This window comes from Flavobacterium sp. T50_26 (assembly GCF_057652995.1).
The window spans coordinates 16,468-40,251 of record NZ_JBYFCC010000025.1; the positions used below are offsets into that span (position 1 = coordinate 16,468).

Sequence of the window (23,784 nt, forward strand, 5' to 3'; positions counted from 1 at the left end):
AATCATCCTTTTTAACGTCAATCTAACGTAAAATTTACGCACATGGAAACATTTCATTATACCTGTCTGTATTGCGGGAAAACATATAAACCCAACAGACGCAAGAAACAAAAGTACTGCAGTAACAGTTGCAGAACACGAGCTTTTCAGATCAGAAATCCGAAACTTGGATCAACTGTTCCTTCAAATAATAAAACCACAGAGCCTGTTAAAATTGACAAAATGAGTTCTGCCGGTGTTAAAAATGTAGTCTTAGGAACTTTAATTGCTGATGGAATTGAAGTTTTAGCAAAAAATATTTTTGTAAATGACGAAAATAAACCTGCTACGAAAAAAGACATCGAAATGCTTAAAAAAGCATTGTCAAAAGACCGTTATAAACTAATGGAAAATTTAATCCCTAGACCAGATGGATATAGAGCTTATTTTGATAGTTTCACTAACAATCTTGTTTACCTCCCTCCAGCCATTAACCCGTTTAACTCAAAAAAATAATGCCTTTTGCAACGGCAATTACAAAAGGCATAAAATCTTAAAATTATGAAGACACATAATCTAGACAAAGATACAATCTTTAGTCAAACATCTCCTGAAAATATTTTTCTTAAATTTTTGAATCTAAATGAATTTCCAAAAGGAAATATCAGTAGTCCTTTTTCGGAGGACAAAAATCCATCTTTTAAACTTTATAAAAACGGAACTTTTAAATGCTTTTCAACCGGGAAAGGTGGAGATGTCATAAAGTTTGTTGCAGAGCTTTACCATTTAAATTGCAAATCACAATTTCAAGAAGTGCTAAAAATTATTGCAAATGAAATGAATATTATTTCATTTAGTAATTTACCTCAAAAAAAGGAAACAAAAAGAATTGAAGTCATTACTGAAGAAGTACCATTTAAAATAGAAACTATAAATCATATTGATTTCAATGTTTTTCATTTAGAATTTTGGAATCGACTTGGCGTTTCTAAGGAATTGTTAATGAAGTATAATGTTAAAGCAGTAGAAAGATTTAGCTTTTTCAGTAAATCGAAAGAAAAAAATTGGGAATACCGTTTTAAAGCAGATGAAATCGCCTTTAGTTATGAAGTAAATAATAACTATGAAGTGTACATTCCAACGCAAAAAACCAAGCAAAAATTCTTTTGCAATGGACTATTGCAAAATGACATTTTTGGTTTGCAACAACTCCCTGCAAAAGTGGAGAACCTTATAATTTGTGCCGGTAAAAAAGATGCATTGGTTGCCATATCAAGAGGTTTTAATGCCATATCATTCCGAAGCGAAACACAAATCCCCACACCAGAACAAATTCTAAGATTGGAAAAAATTTGCAAAAATCTTTTCATCTGTTATGACAATGACAAAGGTGGTGAAATGGGATCAAATAATATTATAAACCAGTTTCCTCAGATTAAAGTTTTACACTTACCTAATGCATATAACGATATAGCCGACTATTTTCTTGAAAATTCCCAAAATGATTTTCAATTACTAATCGATCACAGTCTTACAAAAAACATTGAAAATGAATCCAATTCATCAATTGAGTCGGTTACTACTATTTTTCATGTAGTTGAGGATTATCTTTTAAAACATTATGATTTAAGGTTTAATAAAATTTCTATCGAAATTGAAATAAGCCAAAAAGATAAAAACGAATGGTTTTCATGTAACGAAAACAGTCTATGGTTGGAACTTCAAAAGAAAAACATGAAAATTTCAATTAATTCCTTAGTTTCTATTTTAAAAAGTGATTTTGTACCCGAATACAACCCAATTGCAAATTACTTTGAAAATTTACCCCAATGGGATAAAAAGACTGATTACATAAAAATGTTTGCAAATTATGTTGAGTTGGAAAGAGATGAATCAAGAGAGCAATTCGATTATCATTTTAAAAAATGGTGTGTTAGGGCTGTAAAGTGTGCTTTATTAGATGGATACTTCAACAAACAGGTTTTTGTTTTAACTGATGACGGTAATGGTCAAAATATTGGCAAAAGCTCTTGGTGTAGGTTTCTATGTCCACCAAAATTGTCTAATTACATTGCAGAGGATATGAGCGATGATAAAGATGCCAGAATACTACTTTGCAAAAACTTTTTGATAAACCTAGATGAACTTGCCGCATTATCAAGAAAAGAAATCAATCAATTAAAATCATATTTCAGTAAAACACATATTAATGAAAGATTGCCTTACGATAAAAAGAATTCTATTCTACCCAGAGTGGCCAGCTTCATTGGTTCAACCAATATGTCAACTTTTTTGCAAGATGAAACAGGCTCTGTACGTTGGCTATGTTTTGTAGTGAAAAAAATTAATTGGCAATATCGAGATAAATTTAACATCGATAATCTATGGTCACAAGCCTTTGCCTTATCCAATGACGTTAATTTTGATGAAACTTTGACTGCTCAAGATATTCAACTAAATGAATTACGAAATGACAAGTTTCAAATTGTTTCTCCCGAAAAAGATTTGATACAAAAATATTTTACTCTCCCTAAGAATAAAGACGAAGCCGAATTTTTGACTCCTACTGAAGTTCTTCTTTATATAAACACCTATACTATTGGTATTAGACTCTCAACCATTGTTATTGGTAAAGCACTTAAAGCAATTGGATTCAAAAGAGACAAAAAACATCAAGTTTATGGTTATTGGGTTGCAAAAAAGCAAATTAATTAGACTTTCATACCCGTTTTACTTACCTATCTTACCTGCTCTACTGAATTCATTAAAAACATTGATATTTATAAAGGTAACTTCATATAAATCTCATTACCCAACTTACCAATTCTTACCTACAAATATTTTTTAATTGGGTAACTTAGGTAAGTTGGGTAATTTGCATAAATCGTGTATTAGGCTTTTGTTTTTGAAGGTTGGGTAAGATGGGTAGGTTATTTTATTTTTATAATTAATTACCGCATTATGGATTTCCGTAAGTTTAAATAAAAACCTTTACTTAAATTTGTTTTCTACACATTCAAAAAAAATAAAAAACATAATGAACCAAATAATTACTTTACCAGTAAGCAAATTAATCTTAAATGAAAATACTCCAGAAAGAAAACTCCGAGTGGAACATTATCTTATTCCTTATTACCAAAGAGGATACAGATGGGAAATTGAAAATGTAAAAGCACTACTGGATGATATTCACAATTTTATTGATTCAAAAGAAGAATTTTACTGTTTACAGCCCATTGTAGTTGTTCCTAATTTGGATAAAGATGGTTTAAGAATTTGGGAAGTAATTGATGGTCAACAAAGATTGACAACTTTATATATCATTTTTAAGTTTCTGGGAATTTCCAGATATAACATACTATTTGGCGAAAGAACACTTAGTAATGATTTTCTAGAAAATCTAAATCACGAAACTTATAATCATTCAAACCCAGATTTTCATTTTATGAGTGAAGCTTATAAGTGTGTAAAAGAATGGTTTGAAAATAAAACTAAAAACGACATGGGATATGTTTTTAGTTTTGTAGCAAGATTAACTAAAGATGTTCAAGTTATTTGGTATCAAATCAATGAATTAGAAAAACTTGAAGAAGAAGAAGGTGACAATACAATTGAGAACACAAAAATTGACATTTTTAACAGGCTTAATATTGGAAAAATCCCTTTGACTGATGCTGAATTAATTAGAGCATTATTACTTTCTAAAATAAAAGTTGGTTTGTCAGAGAGAGAAGCATTAATGCGTCAAGCAGAAATATCGAATGAATGGCATCAAATAGAAACCACTTTAAGAAATGAAGAGTTTTGGTATTTTTTAAACAATAATTCTATAGAACAAACTTCATCAGCAATTGAGTTAATTTTTAATCTTATTGCAGATGATAGCAAACAAAAATATTCTACTTACTTATGGTTTGAAAAACAAATTCGTGCTGAAAATGAGTTAGTGGAAAAAAAGAATGCGGATAAACTTTGGACGAAAACAAAAGATTATTTTAATCGTTTGTTTTATTGGTACAACAATTCAAAATTATATCATCACATAGGATATTTATTGGCTATTCAAGATAATAATTTTAACGTTCTGAAAAATATTATATCCAATTCCAATGTAAAAAAAGACATATTTCAAGAATGGGTATTTGAACAGATTGTAGAATCAATAAAAAATGTAAAACTCGATAATTTAGATTACGAGAAAAATAAAATGGACCTGCATAAGGTTTTCCTATTGCACAACATTATCGCAACCGATAATTTGAATTCAGCACAAAAAAATGTATTTCCTTTCAATCTTTACAAGAAAATCAAAAATGAAAAAGGTTGGAGTATTGAACACATTCACGCTCAACAATCAAAAGAAATCAAGGAATTAAAAGCTATTAAGCAATGGTTGTCAGATACATTAAAAGCTATTGAAAATATTCATGAAATAGAAACAGAATCTAAAATATTTGATAGTGATGAAAAAGAAGTCTCAGTTCAAAATGTGGTGAAAATTGATGATGCTTTGAGAGATGAAATAAAAAAAATGATAAATGGTGATACAATAAATTATAATGACTTTAATGATTTAAGAATTAGAGTAACACGCTTATTCGAATCAGAGTCAGTACACGTATTAGATAATCTAGCTTTATTAGCAAAATCAGACAATTCGGCATTAAATAATTCCATTTTTCCAGTAAAGCGAAATAAAATAATTCAAATGGAAAAAGAAGGTAAATACATCCCTCTAACAACCCGAAATGCGTTTCTAAAATACTACAGTGAAAAAGATATTCAACCCTTTTATTGGAGTAAATCTGACAAGCAAAATTATTTTACAAACATTCAAGAAACATTAAAACCATTCATTACAAAAGAATCATAATAATGGAAAACAAACATACATTCTGGTCGCTAATAAATAAATACGATAAAATTGAAGTTCCAATTATTCAAAGGGATTACGCACAAGGGAGAGATACTTTTGAAGCAAAAAGAATTAGAAAAAAATTCATTAACGAAGTATTAGTTAATGCTTTAGTTAACAATTCAAATATTGAGTTAGACTTTGTTTATGGTTCAATTATAGAAGAAAAAAATGGTGATGATAAACGTAAAATATTCATCCCTTTGGATGGGCAACAAAGATTAACAACACTATTTTTGCTTCACTTTTTTGTAGCTTTAAAAGAGAAACGTTTAAATGAAGTAAGTAAAATTCTAAAAAGATTTGCTTATGAAACAAGACCTTCTGCACATGATTTTTGTGATAAGCTGCTTCAAATGGAAGAAGTAGAAAATATTTCCAATTTGAAATATGAAATAGAAAATTCACAATGGTTTAGTGATTCTTGGAAAAATGATCCTACAATTGCTGGAATGGTACAAGTACTAAATTCATTTTCTGAAAATACTACATTGACAGAATCTAAAAATGATTTGTTTGATAAATTATTCAATCCTCAATCATCTATAATATCCTTTTACTTTACAGATTTGGATAGATTCGGATTAACGGAAAACTTGTATATCCGAATGAATGCAAGAGGTAAAATGTTAACCGACTTCGAAAACTTTAAATCAGAGTTTTTCAAAATTATCAATTACAATCATGAATTATTAGAGCAAGTAAAAGATAAAATTGAATATGCTTGGGTAGAAAATCTTTGGAATTACAGAGAAAAGGATGTTTATGTAACAGACATACCATTTATGAATTTCTTACGATTCATAACGGAAATGCTCTATTACAAACAAGCAGACTCCAGAGAAAGAAAGGATAAAAATGAATTTTTAAATTTGAAAGAACTTCGTGAGATCTATTTAAAAGAAGAAAATCTAAAATTTTTAATTTATGCATTAGATACTATTCCGAAAATAAGAGAATATAATAAAGACAACTTATTATGGAAAGACAATTCAACTTTAGCTGATATTTTAACGGAAATAACCAGAGCTAAAGGAGAAACTATTGAACTATTCATTCTTTATGCGTCTATTTTCTTTTTATTCAATGGCAATGATGAAAAAGAACTAAAAGATTATCAAACGGTTGTTAGAAATTTAGTTCAAAACACAAAAGACAAATCAGCTCGTGAATGGTCAAAAATGATTCCTACTATTGAATTATTAGTTGGTTCAGGAAATGTATACGAATATTTAGATAAACTCACTGATACAAAAAAAATAATTGGTTTCGACAATGACCAAAGAGATGAGGAAATATTTAAATCAAAACTGATTACAAGACATCCAAATCAAAAAGAATTAATTCATCAAATAGAAGATAATCCTTTGATAGAAGGAAACATATCAAATTTTATTTACAGCACAATAGGAGATACAGTAACGGATTTAAACAATTTCAAATTCACTAGTGTTGATGTAGAACATTTCGATTTTAAAGTATTAAAAAACATTTATGATGCGTACTGCATAATATCACAAAATGATTTCATAGAAGTTTGGGGTGATTTAATCAATACAGAATTGTATTATCAAACAGACTATTCCAGATTAGATGCAGCACCAAATTATGAAAAGCATCCTGCAATAGTTTTATTTGCTAAAAAATATTCAAAAGTTTCAGCTACTAAATCGCTTCAGGAGTATATTGAAATGATTCAAAAACAGTTTATTAAAGAAACAGAATTAAGCCTTGCAAATTTTGAGGAAATAAGAAATGTAAAAACTCAGTTATACATTTATTACATAATCAACAAAAGAATCTATAACGGAAATTTCAATTCATTCTTCAAAAACGGCAATATTAATTTTGGATGGTTAACAAAAGAACCTGGATATAAATCACTATTTACAAAAGGTATAGATGGTTGTCAATATTTCCCTAATCATAATCCTATTTTCCAAGTTTATAACCAACAGTTTCGTTACAATTTAGGCATCAATAAAAACAATACACTTGACGTTGAGATAATTGGAATTGGTAATAAAAAAAATCCATTCGTTAAAATCATAGATTGGGCAAAAAAATAGCAGGTAGAAATTAAAAGCTGGAGTTAATATCACAGAGAAGATTAAAGAATAAAACAAAGCAAAATAAGGAAAAAATCTTATTATTATTGCTAAATTGCAATTTCAAAAATTTCAAAAATTAAAAAGTAAATGAACCATAAAGTACACAATCAAATTGTTAGTTTCATCTGGAGTATTGCCGATGATGTTCTGAGAGACGTTTTCGTAAGAGGAAAATATCGCGACATCATTCTACCTTTTACAGTTTTAAGAAGATTAGACGTACTATTAGTTCCTACAAAAGATAAAGTATTACAAGCCAATAAGTTTTTGATTGAAAACAATATAGACGACAAAAAAGCTTTAGAAAGTCAATCAGGATATCCGTTTTGGAATATATCTAATTTTACTTTTGAAACTTTACTTAACGACTCAAACAATATTGACTCAAACTTAGAAGTATATTTAGATGGTTTCAGCCCTAATATTCAGGAAATCATCAGTAAGTTCAAGCTGCGCAATCAGTTGGAAACCATGAAAGAGGCAGGTGTAACTTATCTTTTAATTGAAAAACTGTGCAACAAAGAAATCAATATAGGTCCAAACGAAGCTAAAAACTCTAAAGGTGAAACATTACCACCTCTTACAAATTTAGGAATGGGCTATGTTTTCGAAGAGCTTATTAGAAAATTCAACGAGGAGAATAATGAAGAAGCGGGTGAACACTTCACACCACGTGAAATCATTAAACTGATGACACATATCATATTCACACCGGTCAAAGATAAAATCAAGCAAGGTACATACCTTATTTACGACCCAGCTTGTGGTAGCGGTGGTATGTTAACCGAAGCCGAGCATTATGCTATGGAAATTACCAAAAACAAAGCAGACTTTATGCTTTATGGACAAGAAGTAAATCCAGAAACCTATGCAATTTGTACCAGTGATATGTTAATCAAGGGTGAAAAATCAGAAAACATAGCCTACGGTTCAACACTTTCCAAAGATGGTTTTCCAGAATTACATTTCGATTTTATGCTTTCCAATCCTCCTTATGGTAAAACTTGGAAAATCGACGAAGATGCTATTGTGTCGGATAGAGGTAAAAAAGGAAAAGAAGTCATAAAAGATCCTCGCTTTCAAGTAGGGCTACCATCAATTGATGATGGACAACTTTTATTTCTTATGAATATGGTAAATAAAATGAAGCACAACACTGAGTTGGGAAGCAGAATCGCAACTGTTCATAGTGGAACAGCTTTGTTTACAGGTGATGCAGGTGGTGGCTCTAGCGAAATTCGCAAATATTTAATTGAAAATGATTGGTTAGAATGTGTAATATCATTGCCTACTAATATTTTCTATAATACAGGTATACCAACTTATATTTTGATCTTATCAAATAAAAAGGAAACAAAGCGCAAAGGCAAAGTTCAACTTATAAATGCAATGGACTTGAATGAAAAAATGCGTAAAAACTTAGGGCAGAAAAACTGCGAAATGAAAGCATCACATATCGATATTGTGGAAAAATTATATATGGATTTTGAACCAAATGAAATTTCAAAAATCTATGATAACGAATATTTCGGGTATAATAAAATAACAGTAGAAAGACCATTACGACTTTCAGCTCAGTTCACTAAAGAAGCGATTGAAAGTTTACGATTCGACAAAGCCATCTTCGAAGAAATGAAATGGGCTTATGAGCAGTTTGGAGAAGAAGTATATCAAAAAATAACAGATTTCAAAGACAAAATAACAGTACATTTCAACAAAACCGAAGCCAAATTAAAACCAGCAGATAAAATAAACTTATTAAGCACAGCACATTGGAAAAAACAAAAAAATCTGATGGAAGCGGCTCATAAATTGGCAGACAAGTTAGGAACCAAACAATACGACGATTATAATACCTTCTTGCCTTTGCTCAACAAAACGATAAAAGAACTGAAGTTGGATATCGATGCCAAAGCTTTAAAAGCATTGCTTGATGCCATTACTTGTAAAAACGAAGACGCACAACCGGTAATTAAGAAAAAAGAAAAAGACGGCACTATTATTTATGAAGCCGATAGTGACTTAAGAGATTCTGAAAATGTTCCTTTAGATCAAAATATTGAAGAATTCTTTAAAAGAGAAGTTTTACAACACATACCAGATGCATGGATAGATAAAGAAAAAACTGTAAAAGGTTACGAAATTTCCTTTACTAGATATTTTCATAAGTATGAACCACCAACAGTAAATAATGTATCATTAAATTTCAAAGAATACAATAAATTTAAAGTCAATTTAGATTCAAATTATTTTAAAAAATTACCCGAAGGTTGGGAATTAGTGCCAAACATAGCTATATTCAAGGAAAGAATTGAAAGAAATAAAATTGATGCCGAGCTTTTATCAGTTACAATAACAAATGGAGTTATTAAACAATCAGAAGTTGATAAAAATGATACGTCAAATAGTGATAAATCAAAGTATAAATATGTTTTGCCGAATGATTTAGTTTACAATAAAATGAGAATGTGGCAAGGAGCAGTTGGTGTTAGTAATCATGCAGGTATTGTAAGTCCTGCTTATGTTGTAATTGCTCCCAAAATTAAGATTAATTCTAAATTTTTTCATTACCAATTAAGATGTAGTTATTATGTAAATTATTCGAAAAGATTTTCTTATGGTTTATGTGATGATCAATTGAGTCTTCGATATACAGATTTCAAAAGAATGTATTCAATTTTACCACCAATGAATATCCAAAATAAAATTGCAGATATTCTTACTGCTATTGATTCATATTTAGAAAATAAACTTCTTGTAATACAAAAAATTTTAGGGAGAAAAATTGTTCTTCAAAGTAATTACATTGAAAATAATTTATATGACTTCTTAGTCTGGAAATTTATTTCAGGACAGATTGATGCAAATTCAATTACGGTTAATGAAATTGAAAATATGGTTGATGAATTATTTTTATCTACTTAATAAAATTTAGCATGATATTCACAGATACATCCGAGAGAGGTTTTCAAAAGTACATTACCAACTATTTGGTAAATGAGCACAAGTATACCGAAACTTCATATTTAGAGTTTAACCGAGAGTTTTGTTTAAACACAAAACAACTTATGGCTTTTATTGAAACTACACAACCAGGAACGTTTGAGATGATTCAACGCAAAGGAGAACGTAGTTTTTTGGTGCGCTTAGACGATAAAATTAAAGAACTTGGTGTAATTGAAGTACTGCGCAAAGGGGTAAAACATTTCGATAAAACTGTCGAACTGTTTTATCGTAAACCTTCTTCAGCCTATAATGTTAAAGATGCGACACGCTATAACGCTAATAATTTTTCAGTAACTCAAGAACTACATTATAGTCTGAGTCACGAAAATCGTTTAGACTTAACCATTTTTGTAAACGGTATTCCTGTAATTACTACAGAACTTAAAAATCCTTTAAGCGGTCAAACCGTGCAAAATGGTATTCGTCAATACCTAAATGACCGTGACCCAAAAGAAAAAATATTTTCTTTTGCCCGTTGTATGGTCCATTTTGCTGCCGATACAGAACAAGTTTTCATGTGCTCAGAGCTCAAAGGGAAATTTTCATCCTTCATTCCATTCAACAAAGGTCTAAACGATGGAAAAACGCTTCCACCATTTGGTGCAGGTAATCCAGTAAATCCTAACGGACTCAAAACGCACTATCTCTGGGAAGAAATATTAAGCAAAGATTCTTTGGCTAACATAATCGACCAGTTTGCACAAGTGGTAGAAGAAACAGATGAAGATACTGGAAAGAAGAAAAAGAAAATGATTTTTCCGCGCTATCATCAGATAACTGCGGTACGTCAAATTTTAGACCATGCTAAAAATAATGGAATAAGTCAAAAATACCTAATACAACATTCTGCAGGTTCAGGGAAATCAAAATCCATTGCTTGGTTAGCACACCAACTTCATGGGCTTTTCGATAAAAAAGGAGAAAATAATCTGTTCGACACAGTAATTGTAATTACAGACAGAACGGTATTAGACAAACAATTAGCTGAAGAAATTAAACAATTTTCTCCCAAGCTAGGAATTGTAGCGGCTATAACTAATGATGGAGGTAGCAAAACAGATAACCTTAGAGAAGCTATAACTAACAAAAAGAAAGTAATTATTTGTACCATTCAAACCTTTCCACATTTATTAAAAGAAATGGAAGGTTTAGAAGCGCTTAAATTCGCAATAATTATTGACGAAGCACACAGCAGTCAAAGTGGTGAAACTTCTGCTAAAATGAATGCTGTACTAGCCGAAAAAGACGAAGATGAAGAGGACGAAGAAGAAAAAACAATGGAAGACAAAATCAATGAATTGATTGAAAGTCGAAAGATGATCAAAAATGGTTCGTATTTTGCTTTTACTGCAACACCTAAAAACAAAACTTTAGAAACTTTTGGTGTTCCTAGAACTTATGTTGATAATGGTGAAGAAAAAACGGCATTTGATGCATTTCATTTGTATTCAATGAAACAGGCAATTGAAGAAGAATTTATTATAGATGTTTTAGAAAACTACACAACATATACATCATATTATAAATTAATAAAATCTGTAGAGGAAAACCCTGAATTTGATACTTCAGAAGCTCAAAAAAAATTAAGAGCACATGTTGAAGGACATGATTTCGCTATTAAAGAAAAAGCTAAAATCATGATAGATCATTTTCATCGTGATGTAAAGCACCTTATTAATGGAGAAGCCAAAGCAATGGTAGTTACTAAAAGTATTCTTGCAGCTATTAAATATAAGAAAGCTTTTGATGAATATTTGAAAGAGATAAAATCACCTTACAAATCAATTGTTGCCTTCTCAGGTAAAAGAAATTATAAGGGTATTGAAGTAGATGAAGTGGTAATGAATAATTTTGATTCATATAAAAATGATATACCAAAAAACTTCAAGAAAAAAGAATATCGCTTCTTAATAGTAGCAAATAAATACCAAACTGGTTTTGACCAGCCTTTATTACATACCATGTATGTAGATAAAAAACTAAGTGATGTTCAAGCGGTTCAAACTTTGTCAAGATTAAACCGAGCTTACAAACCGTACAAAAAAGATGCCTTTGTTCTGGATTTTTATAATATCGCAGAAGATATTAAAATTGCTTTCGAACCTTACTATACATCAACCATATTAAGTGAAGAAACCAATCCAAACAAACTGAATGATTTAGTAGATGCTTTGGAAAAATTTGAGATTTTCAACGAAGAAGTAGTAATCAGTTTTTTTGAAAAATATGCGAATAATGAAGAGCGTACAAAACTTGACCCAATTCTAGATACTGCTGCTCATTTGTTTAACTACGAATTAGATTTAGAAAAGAAAATTGATTTTAAAATCAAAGTAAAATCATTCATTAGAACTTATAGTTATTTAGCTAAATTACTAGATTTCAGTAATCAATATTGGGAACAATTGTGGTGGTATCTCAAAAATCTATTGCCTAAGTTAGTAATTGATACTAACATAGATCCTGCAGATGGTATTCTTGAAGCGATAAATATGGATAGCTACAGACCATCATTACAGAGCACAGAAAAAATAATGTTATTAGCTGATCCTGGTGTGGTCGAACCAATTCCAGTTACTGTAGGTGGTGGTAAAAAAGAAAGCGAATTTGATACACTTGAAAATATCATCAATGTTTTCAATACTCGTTTTGGTGATATAGAATGGACTGACAAAGACAAAGTAAACGAGATACTTACAAAACAAATCCCAGAAGCTATGAGGGCAGACCTACGTATAATGGGTGCTATAACCACTTCACCAGATAAACAAAATGCAAAAATTTCCTCTGATTCAAAAGTAGAGGAGTTAATGCAACAATATTTATTTTCACAAACCGAAATCTTTAAAAAGTTCACAACCGATTTAGATTTTCAAAGAAGGTATAAAGAATTTGTTTTTGATTCTATTTGGCAATCAAAAAACAATTCTAACATTAATCCTTAAAATATTTTAAAACAAAATAATTACTCAAAAACTAAATGATATATGCCAAATAAAAAACATTTAAGACTTCTTTCAGAACAACAATTAGAAAAGGTTATTCCAATGAAATTCAGATATGGTTTTGCACCAGAAAATGAAGAGGAAGAGGAAGAACCAAAAAACTATTACAGAGTAGCACAAACGCTTAGAATCGATAGAGAAAGATTCTTTGCAAGCATTGCTATAAAAAATGATAGAAGAAGTAAAACTTTAAATGTACCGCATTACATAGACCATGTAGTATTTACATTCCAAGGGCAATTTGTAATTAGCGATTTTTTCAAAATATATTATAATAATTTTGGTTTAGAAGCGGTAGCATTTTATGATTTTGGTAAAAAAGGACTTTTTGCAATTATCGACCATAAAAAGTTTCAAGTATTTCTGAATGAAGTACATAAATTCATTCAAAAAGAATTAGAAAACAAAACAGACTTGGAATATGAAAATTATGTATTGTACATTGCTTCATTCAAGTTATTACAAATAAGAGAAATTGTAAAATTTCGTTTAGATCAAATGCAAGGATTGGTCTATTTATCATTAATGAATCTACCATTAAATGATAGGTTAAAAACGGACATTCTAAAAAGATTATTTACTTATTTAAAAGAGAAATCATTAGATTTTAAATTTGACGAACCTAATGATAGACTAGAATTAAACAATCCTACACCTGAAATACTTCAAGAAATTATCGAAAACTTTGATATTATTGAAAGTGCTACAAATTCAGCTTTCACCACTGTTCGCCCAGGAGAGTTTAATACAGTAACTCGAGCACAAGGTATCAATATTGTTAATGCAGATGAAGATTTACCAATTATTGGAATTATTGATACAGGTATTAGCTCAACTTCGGCTATTGCACCATTGTTAATTGATGATAGAAGTTTTTCTCTAAATGGAGATCCTTTTATAGATACAGCCAATCTTCAAAGAAATGGTCATGGCACACCTGTTGCAGGTTTGGCTACTTTGGGTAAAATCAATCATTTAAATCAATTTAACCAAGATGTTATAGCAGATGCTAAAGCATTATCAATAAAAATATCAAATAGCGGAACTGGTTTCATTTCTGAAATTGAATTAGTAAATATGCTTTACGAGGTTAAAGCCAAATATCCTCAAATTAAAATATTTACATTAACAACTTGTTACGATAGACATAAAACAACAAACGAAACTTTTTCAGATTATACTTTTCTATTAGATAAGTTTGCTTATGAAACGGATAGTTTAATATTCATTTGTACAGCGAATAATAATGATGCTATTAACGATAATAGTTCTTACGATTTAGGATACTTTCATTCCGAAAAAACGAATATATGTACGCCTGCCGATAGTATGAATAATTTCACTGTAGGAGCAGCAGCAGATAATATAGCCAATGGTCCATTTTGTGGGATTGCAGATGGGAGAGAATTTCCATCCTTATTTTCAAGAAAAGGAAATATAGATTTAAGCTTAATTTTTTCAAGAAATAAGTCCAACAAAAATTATTTCAAACCAGATGTAATTGAAAGTGGTGGTGATTTAGGCTACTATAATGCAACAAGTTTAGATTATATGGATGATGCAATGATTGATTTAATTTCTGCTAGACCTGAAATCGGATTATTTAAAGATGTGGGAACAAGTTTTTCTACTCCATTAGTAGCCAACATAGCGGCTAAAATTCAAAAACAATATCCAGAATTACATCCACAAACAATAAAAGCTTTAATAATTAATTCAGCCTCGTTGAATAAGATTCCTTTTGATGCTTCGGTTTCAAAACTAAAGAATCGTGTTGCAGGGCATGGCTACATTGATAATTTTAAAAGTGTTTTTTCAAATGAAAATTCTGCAACTTTAATATTAGAGGATAGTATAAGCGATGATGATTTAAGAGTATATCCAATTAATTTTCCTAAATATTTAACCGAAACAGATTTAGGCAAACAAAATAGAATTCTTAAAGTTACAGCAACGCTATGCTTTAGCTTTTTACCTATAAAAAACAATCAATTATCATATAATCCAATTCATCTAGCATTTTCAATTTTCAAAAATCATGAAGCGGAGGATATAATTAAGTCAAATGTTGAAGTAGATTCTAAATTAAAAACAGGTTTGACTTGGTCACAAAACGGTAGATATAAATCAAAACCAATACCATACTCAAATACTCAAAAGATAGATTTAAATGTAAATGTTAGTGATTTGATTAATGAAGAAAACACATTCAAATTAGCAGTGCATTGTTTGGTTACCGATCAAATTATTGGAGAACTACCAGCAGGTTATCCAAAAGAATTTCCTTTTTCATTAGTAATTAATATCGAAGAAACAACAAGAAATCAAACAGGATTACTATATGATGAAATACAACTTGTTAATAATCTTGAAGTAATTGGAGATTTAGATGCAGATACTACAATTGAAATAGATTCATTAGATGTTTAATGAATCTTTTTCAATAGCTATTAAATTTTTCCAAATAGTAGTATCAATATAAGTAACTAAGCTTTTTGATTGTCCAACAGAAGCAAACAATGATTTTTTAATAGAATTAATCAAAGTCTTTTGAATACTATAGTAAGATAATCCTTTGCAGTCCTTAATAATTTTAGTTACTTCACTTTTATTCTTAAAGGCAAACCTTCCATCTTTCAGAGTAAGATTGATAAGCTCCTTGATTTCTTTTTCCGTTGGTAAGCTAAAAGTAATAATATTATCAAAACGTCTCAACAAGGCATCATCTAACATGTCTTTTTGATTGGTAGCTGCTATAACAATACTACTTTGAGGTAAATAGTCAAATAATTGTAAAATAGTATTTACAACTCGTTTCATTTCACCATGGTCTTGACTATAATCTCTAATCTTACCTATACTATCAAATTCATCAAGGAAAATAATACAATCTTCCAAAGCAGCTTTTTTAAATATCTTAGATAAGTTTTTACTTGTTTCACCAAGTTTAGAAGATACGATGGCCCCTAGATTAAGAACGATCATCATTTTCTTTAATTCACCGGCAATAACATAAGAAGCTAATGTTTTTCCACAACCAGATGGTCCATGTAACAACAATTTATTGGATACAGGTAAGTTAAATTGTTGAAGTAAATCAAGTCTATGGTGTTCCTCAATAAAAAACTCAAGTTCTTGCTTTACTTTATCTTCAATCACAATGTTAGACAAAGTATAATCAGAAGTTATTTTTTCCAGAATTAAATCTGAAACTTCTTTGTCTTCTAATCGATTAAAATATTGGTCACTACCTACTTTTGTTAAACTATTGTGCTTTTGTAAGCGAATAGAATCCTTTAAAATAGATTGTAATTGAATCGCAAAGTTTAACTTCTTAGTGTTTTTAGAGTGTTCAATCAATTCGTTTAATACAGTCAATAACTTTTCCTGATCGTTTTCCAGACCGTACTTAGCAATATCCTTTATGTAATCAAATTGACTCATTTTTATTCTATGTTTTCCGAACAAATATACAAAAATTGTACAACTTTTAATTTTAGAAGTATTGATTAAGAAATAGTAATATTTTACTTATATAAAACCTCGCTCAACTGTACAAAAATCACTCTTATACTGTGGCGATAACTATCGTTATGCAAGTATTTTTAGTATCAATTCTTTGTTTGCTTCATTTAGTTAATTCAAATAAAAACTCTAAATAATTAATTTAGCAAGCTCAATAAACCTACAAAATGGGTTTGCTAATTTAATTTGTTCGGGTGATTTACAATCAGGTTCAAATATACTTGGATTTCCTACCATAATAAACATTGCCTTAGCTCTTGAAACAGCTACATTCAACCTATTCGGACTATATAAAAATTCCATTCCTCGCGGAGCATCTTCAGGCGATGAGCTTGCTATACTATAAATAACTACGGGTGCTTCTTGTCCTTGGAATTTATCAACAGTGCCTATCTGAATATGTGGTAATCGCTTCTGCATTTCAAAAACATTACTATTGTAAGGTGTGATTATTTTTATATCACTAGCAACTAAAACTTTTTTTTCGTTTTTTTCATCATACCAAAAAACATCACCCTTTGTAAGTTCTTGAACAATTTTTTCAATTGCATTAATTTCCTCTAATGACATATTGCTATTACCTTCATGGGCAACAGATTTATAAAATAACCCAGAACCAATAAATTGTGTATTTCCTTCAATCCTTTGATTCTCTAATCCTTGAATGGAATGTAATCTTGATTCATAAAACATTTCAGAATCAAAAAAACAAATATTGGGATGCATTCTCCATGTACTAGCTAAAAAGATTCCTTTTTCTACTGGAATTGTTTTCTTTCCTTCTAACAAATGTTCCAATGCAGAAACTTCAGATCCTTCTGGATGAACTCCTTTTATGGGTTGTTTCAATTGTTGATGATCACCTAATAAAATTATACTCTTGCTAGCATGAGATACTACTAAAGTGTCAATTAATGCAAATTGTCCCGCTTCATCAATAAATAAATAATCCAAAGAATCTTTGAGTTTTTCACTACACCACATAAAACTTGTTCCAGCTATGAGATGATAATTGTGAATTGAATCAGAAATGTCATCGACTTTTTTAGCCATAGTCCAAGGGTAATCTTCATTCTCAGTTGAAGAACCTTTGTAGATTATTCGCAAATCAAAGGATTCATCATCTGCTAATTGTTTTACTTTTTCAAGTATATTGATAATTACTTTATGACTAAGAGCAGTGATTCCAATACGTTTTCCTTTTTTAATCAAATCAAAAATCATATGGCTTCCAGTAAAACTTTTCCCTGCTCCAGGAGGTCCTTGAATAGGTAAATAGCTAGAATCTAATTTAGTAGCCCAATCAATACTTTTTTCCAATAAAATATCTGTATTAATTAGCGGTTGTGTGAGTTGAGGCAACTTATTTAACAATAAATTACGTGTAACTTTGTAGTTAGGTAATTCATTCTCAAAACCATTAGTAACAATCCATTCTGCAAAACGAATTAAGTTTTCTTCTTTATCTTTAGTGCTAATTTGTTCGTATTTAATAATTGTAATTGGATGAATATCTTTTATACTTGGACCTTTTCTTAACTTAACAATATTATTAATTTCATCTATTTCAATTACTTCTGCTAATGTTTTTTCATCACCTAGTTTTACTTTATTACCTGGTCTTATTTCATTTTCCTGACTAATAAAAGTATAATAATCTATAACACTTTTTTTATCATTTTCTCTAGTTCCGGTAAATTCTAAATAAGTCAAAGCTGTTTTCTCATCTAACAATTCATCAGGTTCTAATTCTAAAATCCTAAAAAATTCCCACCAAAAAGATTTTTGTTCTCTTCTATACCAATCCAACATATTTGCCAAAATTAATCTGGCTTGTTGTTCTTTCGTACGTTCAGTTATATCAAGTGGAATTTCATGCATTAATGCTTTATAAATAGGTAAAATACGTTCCAAATGTGCGGTAACAAATTCAGGTGTTTCTACTTCATTAGGGATAGGTCTAGCTATCGTATTTCCATTTGACACTAAATTTTCTCTTTCTTTTTCTAACCATTGATGTAAATATAATGTAGAAAAACAGTCATCCTGATTATAAAGCTGAATGGCTTGTTTCATCTCATCAGTAATCAGTTCGAATTTTTTACTTTCCAATAAAAATTCAAAATCAGCTTTGAATTTAGATAAACTTCGTAAATCCATTTCTCTAACAAAACCATGATACTTTTCTAAATCTTTTAAGGAATACCTTTCAACACCTGCTCTTATAGATTGTTTTAAAACTCTATGTAAATCAACAAAACAATTAGTCCGCAATAAAATATCGATTTCATTTTCCTTTGTGGCATATTTACCCATCATTCGCTTTAAAGCTACAGTTTCATAAGGTGCGAAATGATAAATATGTAAGGTTGGAAACTCAGTTCTTTTATCAAAAACAAAATCGATAAACTGTTCTAATGCAGCTTTTTCTTCCTCCATATTGGAAACCCAAATGCAATGATATTTTCCTTGAAATACCCAGCCAAATAAATACTCTAGTCCTGATGGTTCCACTAATGAGTCACCTTCAAAATCTAAATAAATATCTCCATCAGTTGGTTCAGGTAAATTGTAAAATCCAGTAGTTTCCTTTAATTCTATAACTTCATAAATTGGCTTTTGTAAACTTCTAGTTTCATTTTGAACCCTTGCTTGTTCTCTTAATTTTGTAAAAGTTTCTTTTGAACCTTTATTGGGTTTAAAAGGTATTGGTAAAGGAATCTCTGCCATTCCTTGTAGTGTTGTTATTCCATGTAATTTAACTTCTTTAATCTGAGAAGTACCCATTCCTGCTATAAAACTCAAATGGTCATCTTTTCTTCTAATGCTATTACAATGTTCCCACCAATTACAAATATCACAATGAGAACAAGGTTCTGGATAAGTTTTTAATGGTGTTGCAATAGCAATTTCTAATCGTTTTTTAATTAACCGTAAATAAGATATGTAATCATTTACACGATATACAATTTCACTTTCAGGTGTTCTTACATACATATTTTCAGGTAAAACACCTTGTATTTCTGCTATTATTTCAGAATAGAGAGCAATTTGTAATATAGTGCCAGCTCTTGTTTCTGTCGATAGTTTGGTATCTATTACTTCATAGGACCAGTCACCTAAATCACTAGGCTGATTAACTTTTATAAGAAAATCAGCCCATCCTTGCCATTTATCATTACTCAATCTCGCTTGATAGATATAATCAACGCCTTTACTCATTGCATCAATTGTCCTTTGTCTAGCTTCTGGATCATCTTGAGAAATCTTAATGATTACATATCCTTTAGTTTCCAAATCACTTAAAAAAGAATTTTCAAAATTAATACCTCTTTCTCTTAAAACATCCAAAACTCTATTAGTACTAATTGGTTTATCTTTTAAACCTTGAACCACATCATAATTAAGATTAGTCAAATGTTTACAATGAATATGGTTGGATAAATCTGATGCTGAAAATATGATTTGATTATGTGCTTTTCTCATTTTAGTTTTATTACTTTTAATTAATTTGATGACAAGGACAAATTAAATTTTCTAAATTTAATAATTAATTTTATTTAAATAAGATAAAAAATGAAAGCACAAACAGTTTATAACGTTGCAATTCATCTTACCTACGAAGAATTATATAAATTACATAAAATGATAGAAAACAAATTAAATGAAAATCTAATTTACGAGAAAGATTTAATTGCTAAAAATGAAATTAGACAATATTTAATTAAGAAATGTTTTAGCAAATATAAGAAATGATTTTCGGCAAAATTTCGGCAAAAAATAAAATAAAAAACCTCTAAATTGCTGATTGCCAACACTTTAGAGGTTTTTAAAAGTACCCGGAGTGGGAATCGAACCCACACACCTAAGTACACGAGTTTGAGTCGTGCGCGTCTACCAATTCCGCCATCCGGGCAGGGATGCTTATTTGTGGGTGCAAATGTAAATAATTTTTTGACACATTTTCAAGAAAAATGTGGAAAAATTGCTTTACAAGTTGATTTTTATTTCTAAATTTGCACCTCGTTTAGGCGACACACAACTAACTAACTACATAACAACGAATTAAAATGTCACACAACGAACCGGAAGCAAAAATATTTGCTTGTTCAAAAAGTGTATACTTAGCCGAACAAATAGCCAAAAACTATGGAATTCCGCTAGGAAAAGTAACGTTCTCTGAATATAGTGACGGCGAGTTTCAACCGTCTTTTGAAGAATCCATTCGCGGATTGCGGGTCTTCATCGTTTGCTCCACTTTTCCAAGTGCCGACAACCTGATGGAACTTTTGTTGATGATTGATGCCGCGAAAAGGGCATCAGCCAGACACATAACCCCTGTAATTCCTTATTTCGGATGGGCCAGACAAGACAGAAAAGACAAACCAAGAGTGCCAATCGGAGCAAAACTAGTAGCAAAATTATTAGAAACAGCCGGAGCAACCCGAATTATGACAATGGATTTACACGCCGATCAAATTCAAGGTTTCTTTGAAAAACCGGTTGACCATTTGTTCGCATCCACCATCTTTTTGCCGTATGTAAAAAGTTTGAATTTGGAGAATCTAACGATTGCTTCCCCCGATATGGGCGGTTCCAAAAGAGCCTACGCCTATTCTAAATTTTTAGAATCGGATGTTGTAATTTGTTACAAACAACGAAAAGTTGCCAACGTGATCGATACAATGGAACTTATCGGAGAAGTAAAAGGAAGAAACGTCGTTTTAGTAGACGATATGATTGATACCGGCGGAACCCTTGCAAAGGCAGCCGATTTAATGATTGAAAAAGGAGCTCTGAGCGTTCGAGCCATTTGTACACACGCCATTTTATCCGGCGATGCGTACGAAAAAATTGAAAACTCAAAATTGAGCGAATTAATAGTAACCGATTCAATTCCGTTAAAGAAAGAATCAAACAAAATTAGAGTGGTGAGTTGTGCACCGCTTTTTGCAGAAGTAATGCACATGGTGCAACACAACAATTCCATCAGTGGAAAATTTTTAATGTAGATTGTTAAGTGATTAGTGAATAGTAATTAGTGATTAGCATATAATAACTGACAACTGATAACTGACAACAAACAAGTATTTTATTATTAACTATATATTATTTACAATGAAATCGATTACGATTAAAGGATCAGAAAGAGAAAACGTAGGCAAAAAGGCAACGAAGGCCGTACGTGATGCTGGAATGGTTCCTTGCGTTATTTACGGAGGAGATCAACCAGTGCATTTTACAGCAGAAGAAAAAGCGTTCAAAAACTTGGTGTACACTCCAAACGCACACACTGTTGTAATCGAACTAAATAGCGGTAAAAAAGCAGATGTAATTTTACAAGACATCCAATTTCACCCAGTATCAGACAAAATTTTACACATCGACTTCTATGCGTTAAAAGACGACAAAGAAATCATTATGGAAATCCCTGTAAAAGTAACAGGAACATCGCCAGGTGTATTAGCCGGTGGAGTTTTACGTTTAAACCAAAGAAGATTAAAAGTGAAAGCTTTACCAAAAAATCTTCCTGATTTCGTAGAAGCGAACATCACGCCATTAGAAATGGGTAACAAATTATACGTTACAAAAATTGAAACCAACAACTTCAAATTAATGCACCCGGACAACACTGTTGTAGCTCAAGTGAGAATTTCACGTGCCGCTATGAAAGCCGCTCAAGAAGCTGCAAAAGCAGAAAAAGGTGGAGCAAAAAAGAAAAAATAATTTCAATTTTCTCAATAGCAAAAGCATCGGTTCACGCCGGTGCTTTTTTTTTGTATTCTGAACTTTTTTTCAGAAACACAATCCCAGAAAACTCTCAACCGACAACCGACAACTTTTTTTAGAACCCAATCCTGCTGTTCACTACAAGCTTGTATGCCAAACCCGTTTTTTCTAAGCCGCCCCAAGAGCTTCCGTTGGTCGCTTTGGGTCGGCAAGAAAAAATCGGTTTTGGCTGCACAAGGCTTTCCGTTACCATCAGGGGTAGAACGTGCTCCAAATCAAAATCGGCTAGAATTAGAAACTTTCGTACTTTTGCAGAATGATCAACTGGATTACATCACTTTTTCAAACCCAAAAAACCGTTACAGCACCGGATATGAAAAAATTTCTAATCGTCGGACTCGGAAACATCGGAGCCGAATATATCAATACTCGCCACAACATCGGATTCAAAATACTCGACCATTTTGCCAAAAAAGAAAGCATCAGTTTTCAAACAGCCAAGTTGGGTGATGTAGCCGAATTCAAAATCAAAGGACGAACATTGATTCTCTTAAAACCCAACACCTATATGAACCTCAGCGGAAAAGCGGTGAAATATTGGATGGAAAAAGAAAACATCGAAAAAGAGAATATTTTAGTTATCACCGACGATTTAAACCTAAGTTTCGGCACCATCCGCATCAAAACCAAAGGAAGCGATGGCGGTCACAACGGATTAAAAAGTATCCAAAGTTTATTAAATACCACCGAATATCCACGTTTTCGATTTGGCATTAGCGACCAATTTAAAAAAGGACAACAAGTGAGTTACGTTTTGGGCGAATGGGACGAAGAAGAAAAATCAAAACTAACCGAACGATTAGAATTATCGTCTCAAATCATTCAATCGTTTGCTTTAGCCGGATTAAGCAACACAATGAACGAATTCAACGGAAAATAATTGGCTTGCTTTTTGAAACATTCATTAAAACCTCAACCATGAAAAAAATAATTGTACTCTTTTTATTCGGATTATTATTTTCTTGTAACGCTCAAAAAAACGTTTCATCAACTATGCCAAAACTCAGTAGTGAATGTCCACAAGACGGAACGTGTGAAGTGGAAATTTTAAAAAACAAACAACTCATTCTGCATTATGATGATTTGGGCGGAATGTATTATGACATCAAAGACCAAGAAGGAACAACCGTAATTCACTACCAATACAACAAAACCACACAAGCCAATTTGCAAGACGGTCATTATCGCGAAGACATTATTTTTGAAATTAAAAATTCAGATAAATCAGTAGACCTAACTGATTCTGAACTTCAACAAACCAAACTAATTTTTGGTCGTCATTGTTTTTGCAAAGGACAAACCGGTTATTTTAAAATAGACAAAGGAAATTTACAACTATCGGCTAAGAATGACATACGCTTCGATTTAAATTTTACCTGCGATAAAGTGCCACAGATTATCAAAAGTGTTACTGTAAAATAATCTTCTATTAAAATAAAAAGACGGCATTGCT

The 23,784-nt window shown here is 30.9% G+C and carries 13 protein-coding genes and 1 tRNA gene; 11 read left to right on the forward strand and 3 right to left on the reverse strand.

Going from position 1 to position 23,784, the window contains the following annotated elements; genetic code table 11:
* Positions 1-42 precede the first annotated feature (42 nt).
* The 7 genes from AC23MC_RS13775 (at position 43) to AC23MC_RS13805 (ending at position 15,446) form a co-directional block, all read left to right on the forward strand.
* Entirely contained in the window at positions 43-495 is a 453-nt protein-coding gene (locus tag AC23MC_RS13775; protein WP_487568930.1) for a hypothetical protein, read from the forward strand.
* Between the two features lie 45 nt (positions 496-540).
* Entirely contained in the window at positions 541-2,694 is a 2,154-nt protein-coding gene (locus tag AC23MC_RS13780; protein ID WP_487568929.1) for a VapE domain-containing protein, read from the forward strand.
* Between the two features lie 322 nt (positions 2,695-3,016).
* Positions 3,017-4,852 carry a DUF262 domain-containing protein gene (locus AC23MC_RS13785; RefSeq protein ID WP_487568928.1) on the forward strand — a complete coding sequence of 612 codons (1,836 nt, stop codon included), beginning with the start codon at positions 3,017-3,019 and terminating at the stop codon, positions 4,850-4,852.
* 2 nt (positions 4,853-4,854) lie between these two features.
* Positions 4,855-6,963 (forward strand): DUF262 domain-containing protein, encoded by a 2,109-nt coding sequence (locus AC23MC_RS13790; RefSeq protein WP_487568927.1) that lies wholly within the window; start codon positions 4,855-4,857, stop codon positions 6,961-6,963.
* Positions 6,964-7,092: 129 nt separating this feature from the next.
* Positions 7,093-9,930 (forward strand): N-6 DNA methylase, encoded by a 2,838-nt coding sequence (locus AC23MC_RS13795; protein ID WP_487568926.1) that lies wholly within the window; start codon positions 7,093-7,095, stop codon positions 9,928-9,930.
* Between the two features lie 143 nt (positions 9,931-10,073).
* Positions 10,074-12,956, forward strand: a complete 2,883-nt coding sequence (locus tag AC23MC_RS13800; RefSeq protein WP_487568925.1) for a type I restriction endonuclease subunit R — start codon at positions 10,074-10,076, stop codon at positions 12,954-12,956.
* A gap of 42 nt (positions 12,957-12,998) precedes the next feature.
* The gene (locus tag AC23MC_RS13805) at positions 12,999-15,446 is read left to right on the forward strand and encodes a S8 family peptidase (RefSeq protein WP_487568924.1); all 2,448 of its coding nucleotides are present in this window, start codon (positions 12,999-13,001) and stop codon (positions 15,444-15,446) included.
* Here AC23MC_RS13805 and AC23MC_RS13810 read toward each other — a convergent pair.
* The 3 genes from AC23MC_RS13810 to AC23MC_RS13820 all read right to left on the reverse strand — a co-directional run bounded on the left by AC23MC_RS13810 (position 15,435) and on the right by AC23MC_RS13820 (position 20,457).
* On the reverse strand, positions 15,435-16,460 hold the full coding sequence (locus AC23MC_RS13810) for an AAA family ATPase (RefSeq protein ID WP_487568923.1): 1,026 nt from the start codon (positions 16,458-16,460) through the stop codon (positions 15,435-15,437). The genes AC23MC_RS13805 and AC23MC_RS13810 overlap by 12 nt on opposite strands.
* A gap of 210 nt (positions 16,461-16,670) precedes the next feature.
* The gene (locus AC23MC_RS13815) at positions 16,671-20,027 is read right to left on the reverse strand and encodes a TM0106 family RecB-like putative nuclease (protein WP_487568922.1); all 3,357 of its coding nucleotides are present in this window, start codon (positions 20,025-20,027) and stop codon (positions 16,671-16,673) included.
* Positions 20,028-20,377: 350 nt separating this feature from the next.
* Positions 20,378-20,457, reverse strand: a tRNA-Leu gene (locus tag AC23MC_RS13820).
* A 154-nt stretch (positions 20,458-20,611) separates the two neighbouring features.
* Between AC23MC_RS13820 and AC23MC_RS13825 the strand changes: the two genes are divergently transcribed.
* The 4 genes from AC23MC_RS13825 to AC23MC_RS13840 all read left to right on the forward strand — a co-directional run bounded on the left by AC23MC_RS13825 (position 20,612) and on the right by AC23MC_RS13840 (position 23,753).
* Positions 20,612-21,553, forward strand: a complete 942-nt coding sequence (locus AC23MC_RS13825) for a ribose-phosphate pyrophosphokinase (protein WP_291091646.1) — start codon at positions 20,612-20,614, stop codon at positions 21,551-21,553.
* 106 nt (positions 21,554-21,659) lie between these two features.
* A complete protein-coding gene (locus AC23MC_RS13830) occupies positions 21,660-22,268 on the forward strand; it encodes a 50S ribosomal protein L25/general stress protein Ctc (RefSeq protein WP_487568920.1) in 609 nt (202 codons plus the stop codon).
* Between the two features lie 319 nt (positions 22,269-22,587).
* Entirely contained in the window at positions 22,588-23,211 is a 624-nt protein-coding gene (pth, locus tag AC23MC_RS13835) for an aminoacyl-tRNA hydrolase (RefSeq protein WP_487568919.1), read from the forward strand.
* A 38-nt stretch (positions 23,212-23,249) separates the two neighbouring features.
* On the forward strand, positions 23,250-23,753 hold the full coding sequence (locus tag AC23MC_RS13840; RefSeq protein WP_487568918.1) for a hypothetical protein: 504 nt from the start codon (positions 23,250-23,252) through the stop codon (positions 23,751-23,753).
* Positions 23,754-23,784: the final 31 nt, after the last annotated feature.